Raw genomic sequence first — 4,805 nt, forward strand, 5'->3', positions numbered from 1 at the left:
ACCATCCGCTACCGGATGCAGGGGCGCCTCAGCGTCTATCACATCCTCGTCGAGCGACCCGACGGGGTGATCGAGGACCCGAGCCGTCTTCTCGGGATGGGTGGTGACCGATGGGCGTAGTGCTCGCGTTGGCTGCCGTCGGCGGCTTGGTCCTGCTCGCGCTCTCGCAGCGCGAGGACGACGAATCGCAGCCCGACGGCAGCGGCAACGACAACGTCAACCGACTGCCGGCGGGCAATCTTCCGACGGCGGCCGAGCCGCTTCTCCCGGCGGTCGCGCGTTACCTCGCGGTCGCGACCGACCCTGGGCAGATCGAGGCCTTCGCGGCGACGCTCGCGCCGAACTTCCCCACGACGGCCGAGATGCTCCGCCAGCGCGCGGCGCAGATCCGCGCAGCCGCCGCGGCCGCGATCCCGCCGATTCCCGCGCCCGCGTATGGCGCGCCATCGATGCCGTTCCCGGCGCCGCTCATGCCACCGATGCCGCCGAGCGTGGCGCCGCCTGCGCCCGCGACCTCCCCTGCTCCGGCTCCCGCGCCCGCGCCGACGACCACGGTGCCGGGCGTTCTTCCCGGGATCGATCCATCCATCCTCGCGCGCATCCACGAGATCCTCATGAGCGGCGCCGGGGGCGTCGTGCCGCAGCCAGGCCAGCCCCAACCGACGCAGCCGACGCAGCCGCAGACCCCGACGCTCGATCCGAGCACGTGGGGCATCCAGATCCCTCCCGCGCAACCGCCTGCGCCCTCGCCATCGCCGGCACCGATCCCGATGCCCTCCCCGTCCACGTTCAACGAGGCGCAGGCGCGCGAGCTCGCTCCGCGCGTCGCCTACAACCTTCGCAATCGCGGCAGCCGTCGCTACGACCACGACCTCTTGCGTCGCTTCCAGCGCGCCGCCGGGCTCGATGCCGACGGGCTCTACGGCGGCAGCACACGCGGAGCGCTGATCTACTTCGGCGTCCGCAACCCGCCCTCGCCCTTCGTCCGCACCGCCGGGCACGGGCGCGAGACCGTCACCTACCAGCCGCCTCGCGCGCCCGCGTCCGCGAGCGCTGCGGCCTGACCCGCGGAGGTCCCCACCATGACGACCCCCTCGACGCCCCCGACCCCGAGCGCTCCGTCACCCGCGCCCACTCCGGCGCCCTCGTCGATCGAGCCCGCGCTCCGCGAGATCCTGCTCCGCGGCGAAGCACGCGTGACCCGTTCGAGCGAAGGCGTGTGGGTCGCCTGCTTCACCATGCCGACGAGCTTCGGGCCGCTCCAGCTCTGCGCGACGGTCAACGAGCGGTACATAGCGCCCGCGCTCGTCCGTTTCCTCGCGCAGCACTACGGAAGCGGAGCCGTCAGCGGCTTCTCGGTCGAGCACATCGCGCAGCTCGCACGTCGCATCGCGCGCGGTCGCGTGCTTCGCCGTCTCCTCGCGAGCGCCCGTGAGGTCATCCAGGATCCGCGCGTCGCGCAAGCCGTCGGGCTCGCGTCGGTCGCGATCCCCGTCGTCGGTCCCGCGCTCGGTGCGGCGACCGTCGTCGCACGGACCGCGACAACCGCGATCGCGCGCGCCCAGCACGACCCCGCCGCGCGCAGCCGCCTCGAGCAGCTCGCCCGCGCCGCGGCGCAGGGGCATCCGCAGGCGCGCCAGGCGCTCGACATCCTGCGCGCCGTGGCACCGGCCGTTCAAACCGCGATCCGTGGCGGCGCGCCTGTCGCCGCGGCGACCGCCACGCTTTCGCCCGAGGCGCTTCGTGCCGTGCAACAGGCCGTCTCTGGCGCACCCCCGCCGCCGCCGAACGGCGCAGCGCCCGCGAGCTCGTCGTGGACCTCCTGGCTGCCGCGGCGCTCCGACCGCCAGGCAGGGCTCGCCGTCTTGGCCCAGACGGCGCGCCCCATCTTCTCCACGGGCCGATAGGAGACGAGCCCGATGGCCATCACGAAGCCCGATGCGCTCTGGGCCGCATGCAGCGTCGCCCCGACCGGCGAGGTCCTCGCGAACGGCGGCGTACGCAGGCAAGCGACCCACCAGACCCCTGGCGAGTACCTGCTCGCGCTCGACGCGCCGATCGACGAGACGCAGTGCGTGGTGCTCGCGACGCTCCGCGAAGGCGACGCGAGCTTCATCCGGTGGAGCAAGCCGGACGACCGCACGCTCCTCGTGCGCACGTTCAACACAGCAGGCGATCCGACGGACGCGCCCTTCGACGTCCTGATCATCAAGCCCTGAGTCACCGGAGCGCTATGGCGCTCTAGCGTTGGAGTGTCTTCGTGGGCCTTCTCGACCGACAGAGCCGCGAGAACGTGGGCCGCGCCGTGCCGGTGCTCCCCGGGCAACGGCAGTCGCTCGCGCGCATCTCCGGACCCGACGCGGAGGGCCAGCTCGTCACGATCACGCTCACGACGCCCATGCTCGACGCCACGACCGGCGCCGAGGGCGACGAGCCGGAGGCCTCCGCCGTCATCCTCTGGGGCAGCGGGGGCACGAACGCCGAGGCCGAGGTCGACTTCGCACGCGGCCTCGTGCTCTCGGTCGCTGGCTCCGCGATCGAGGTCGTCGGCCGGAACGAGGCGCGTCCCGATGCGCCCGGCGCTCGCTCGCTCACGCTGGGCGCGTTCATCGCGCAAGGCGGTCGGCCCGCAGGCGAGGGGCAACGGCCGCGGCGGACGCTCCGCACGGACGAGCTCGTCGCCGGTGCCGTTCCCGCCGTGCTCGAGGTCCCTCGATTCGCCGCGCGCGTGGAGCTGCTCGCATCACCGGCCGGAGCGGCGTTTCTCGCCGACGTGCAGACACGCGGCGGCCTCTCGCTCTACCAGCTCGACGCGCCCGGCTCCTACCCGCTCGCGAGCGGCGCGCGCCGGCTCGTCGTCACCAACCCCGGCGGGCCGCCCGTGCGCGTCGTCGCCGTCTTCGCGATCGCGCTGTGACGGCCGCGGCTCCCACGACCGCGCGCATCTGCCCGGTGCCACCGCTCGAGCCGTCGCGCTCGCGCGTGTCGTCACCCTACGGGACGCGCCAGCGCCCGAGCGGCCGGCGCTTCCACTACGGGATCGACATCGCCGCGCGCGTGGGCGAGCCCGTGCGCGCCGTCCTTCCTGGCGTCGTCACGCACGCGACGGCGAACGGCGCCCGCGGCTTCGGCGGCTACGGGCACACGGTCGTGCTCCGACACGCGGGCGGCTTCTGGACGCTCCACGCGCACCTGAGCCGTCTCGGCGTCGAGGTCGGCCAGGTCGTGCAGGCCGGCGACGTCGTCGGCTACGTCGGGCAGACCGACGGCCGCGACGGTCGCCCCGGCACCTTCGGTGTCCCGCCGCATCTGCACTTCGAGGTCCGCACGCGCTCGCTCCCCGCCGCGTACGGTGACGGCAACCACGACCCGGTCCCGTGGCTCGAAGCGCTCGGCATCGGCGTCGGCTCCGATCGTCGCTTCCGCATCATCCCGGGCTCGTTCGCCGACTGCGGCGCCGCGAGGCCGACCGTCGTGGCTCCCACGCCCGCACCGGCCCCTCCGCCAGCGCCCTCCCCTCCCGTGGCCGCGACACCCGCACCGCCGGCAACACCTCCGACCCCGACGCCCTCGCCTCCGGCACCAGCACCGCAGCAGCCGCCCGTGATCGCCCCGCCAGCGCCCTCACCTGCTCCGACGTGGACGCTCCCGCCCCTGCCGCCGCTCTGGCCTTCCTGGCCCCTTCCCGCGCCTCCCGTGACGGCGCCCTCCCCGCCCCCTCCACCGGCGCGTCGCCGTCGCTCGCCCGTGCCCGGTCTCGCCGTCGCCGCGATCGGGACGTTCGTCACCTTCGCCGTGCTCGCTGCGCGAGGCTTCCGATGAGCCGCTCGGCCCACGCGCTCGGCCTCGCCACGCTGCGCGCCGCCGCGGCTCGGAGCACCCCGGCTCGCCATCGTGCGTCGAGCGACCGCGCGCACGTCGGCGCCATCATCAGCCCGACCGACTACCTGGAGCGGCTCGGCCAGATCAACACGAGCATCCGTCTCCTCGATCGCGACTATCACCGCGCCTATCGCGAGCACCGCATCAGCCGCGAGCTGCTCGAGCAGTGGAACATCTGGTTTGGCGACTGGACCGAGTTCTACGCGACCAACAACACGTGGATCTCGGGCTTCTACGGCGGCACCCTCCAGCAAGCCGAGGAGCACAACCTCCGCGCGCGAGAATGGCGACAGCGCCTCGAGCAGTCCGCTCCTGGCGCCGTCACCGCTCCCGGCGCACCGACCCCCGGCGGCGCCGCCGATCGCGCGACCGGCGGCGGCTTCGACCTCACCAAGATCGCGATCGCTGGCGTCGTCGCGATCGCTGGCGTCGTCGCGCTCGGCCGCGTCCTGCGCTGAGACGTCTTGACCCTGTAGCGCCCTAGCACCTCGGAACCTCGACACCGGAGCCCCGCATGCGTCCCGAAGCCAAGCTCGCCGAATGGGTCCGCACCCAGCAACGCCGCGCCGTCCGCATCACCCTGCTTCGCGCCTCGACGCAGCTCCGCGAGCTGCGCGTCTCGCCCACCACCGAGCCCGACGAGCTGGCGAGCGAGCTCGTCGCTGTTGCCGGCGAGGATCTCGACGCCGTCGGCGGCACCGTTCGCTACACCGTCCGAGCCTACGGCGAGGACGCCTCGAAGGGTCCGATCGGCCGCATGACCTTCGAGCTACGCGACACCGGCGAGGCCGACGAAGACGAGGAGCGCGCCATCTCCCCCACGCTCGCCGGCCTGCTCTCCGAGCAGATGGCCCACAACCGCATGCTCATGAAGACGGCAGTCGGCGCGAGCGGCGACGTCATCGGCATGCTCCGCCAGCACC

General features: G+C 73.7%; 7 protein-coding genes. All 7 read left to right on the top strand.

Annotation, left to right across the window (positions count from 1 at the left end; genetic code table 11):
• The first annotated feature begins 110 nt into the window (after positions 1 to 110).
• A complete protein-coding gene (locus tag IT293_04150) occupies positions 111 to 1,064 on the top strand; it encodes a hypothetical protein (protein ID MCC6763835.1) in 954 nt (317 codons plus the stop codon).
• 18 nt (positions 1,065 to 1,082) lie between these two features.
• Positions 1,083 to 1,907, top strand: coding sequence for a hypothetical protein (locus IT293_04155; GenBank protein ID MCC6763836.1), 825 nt, complete (start codon positions 1,083 to 1,085; stop codon positions 1,905 to 1,907).
• A 12-nt stretch (positions 1,908 to 1,919) separates the two neighbouring features.
• Positions 1,920 to 2,219, top strand: coding sequence for a hypothetical protein (locus IT293_04160; protein ID MCC6763837.1), 300 nt, complete (start codon positions 1,920 to 1,922; stop codon positions 2,217 to 2,219).
• Positions 2,220 to 2,260: 41 nt separating this feature from the next.
• Positions 2,261 to 2,917, top strand: coding sequence for a hypothetical protein (locus IT293_04165; protein MCC6763838.1), 657 nt, complete (start codon positions 2,261 to 2,263; stop codon positions 2,915 to 2,917).
• Between the two features lie 65 nt (positions 2,918 to 2,982).
• Positions 2,983 to 3,822 (top strand): M23 family metallopeptidase, encoded by an 840-nt coding sequence (locus tag IT293_04170; GenBank protein MCC6763839.1) that lies wholly within the window; start codon positions 2,983 to 2,985, stop codon positions 3,820 to 3,822.
• Positions 3,819 to 4,340, top strand: coding sequence for a hypothetical protein (locus tag IT293_04175; protein MCC6763840.1), 522 nt, complete (start codon positions 3,819 to 3,821; stop codon positions 4,338 to 4,340). Before IT293_04170 ends, IT293_04175 begins: the two co-directional genes overlap by 4 nt.
• Before the next feature lie 56 nt (positions 4,341 to 4,396).
• Positions 4,397 to 4,805, top strand: a 409-nt coding sequence (locus tag IT293_04180; GenBank protein ID MCC6763841.1) for a hypothetical protein, incomplete at its 3' end; no start/stop codon positions are given.

The sequence above is a fragment of the Deltaproteobacteria bacterium genome (assembly GCA_020848745.1).
Taxonomy (GTDB): domain Bacteria; phylum Desulfobacterota; class Binatia; order UTPRO1; family UTPRO1; genus UTPRO1.

Bases quoted from the DNA above. Each gene is read 5' to 3' on its own strand.
- IT293_04175 (MCC6763840.1), top strand. From the start codon at position 3,819: ATGAGCCGCTCGGCCCACGCGCTCGGCCTCGCCACGCTGCGCGCCGCC.
- IT293_04150 (MCC6763835.1), top strand. From the start codon at position 111: ATGGGCGTAGTGCTCGCGTTGGCTGCCGTCGGCGGCTTGGTCCTGCTC.
- IT293_04155 (MCC6763836.1), top strand. From the start codon at position 1,083: ATGACGACCCCCTCGACGCCCCCGACCCCGAGCGCTCCGTCACCCGCG.
- IT293_04160 (MCC6763837.1), top strand. From the start codon at position 1,920: ATGGCCATCACGAAGCCCGATGCGCTCTGGGCCGCATGCAGCGTCGCC.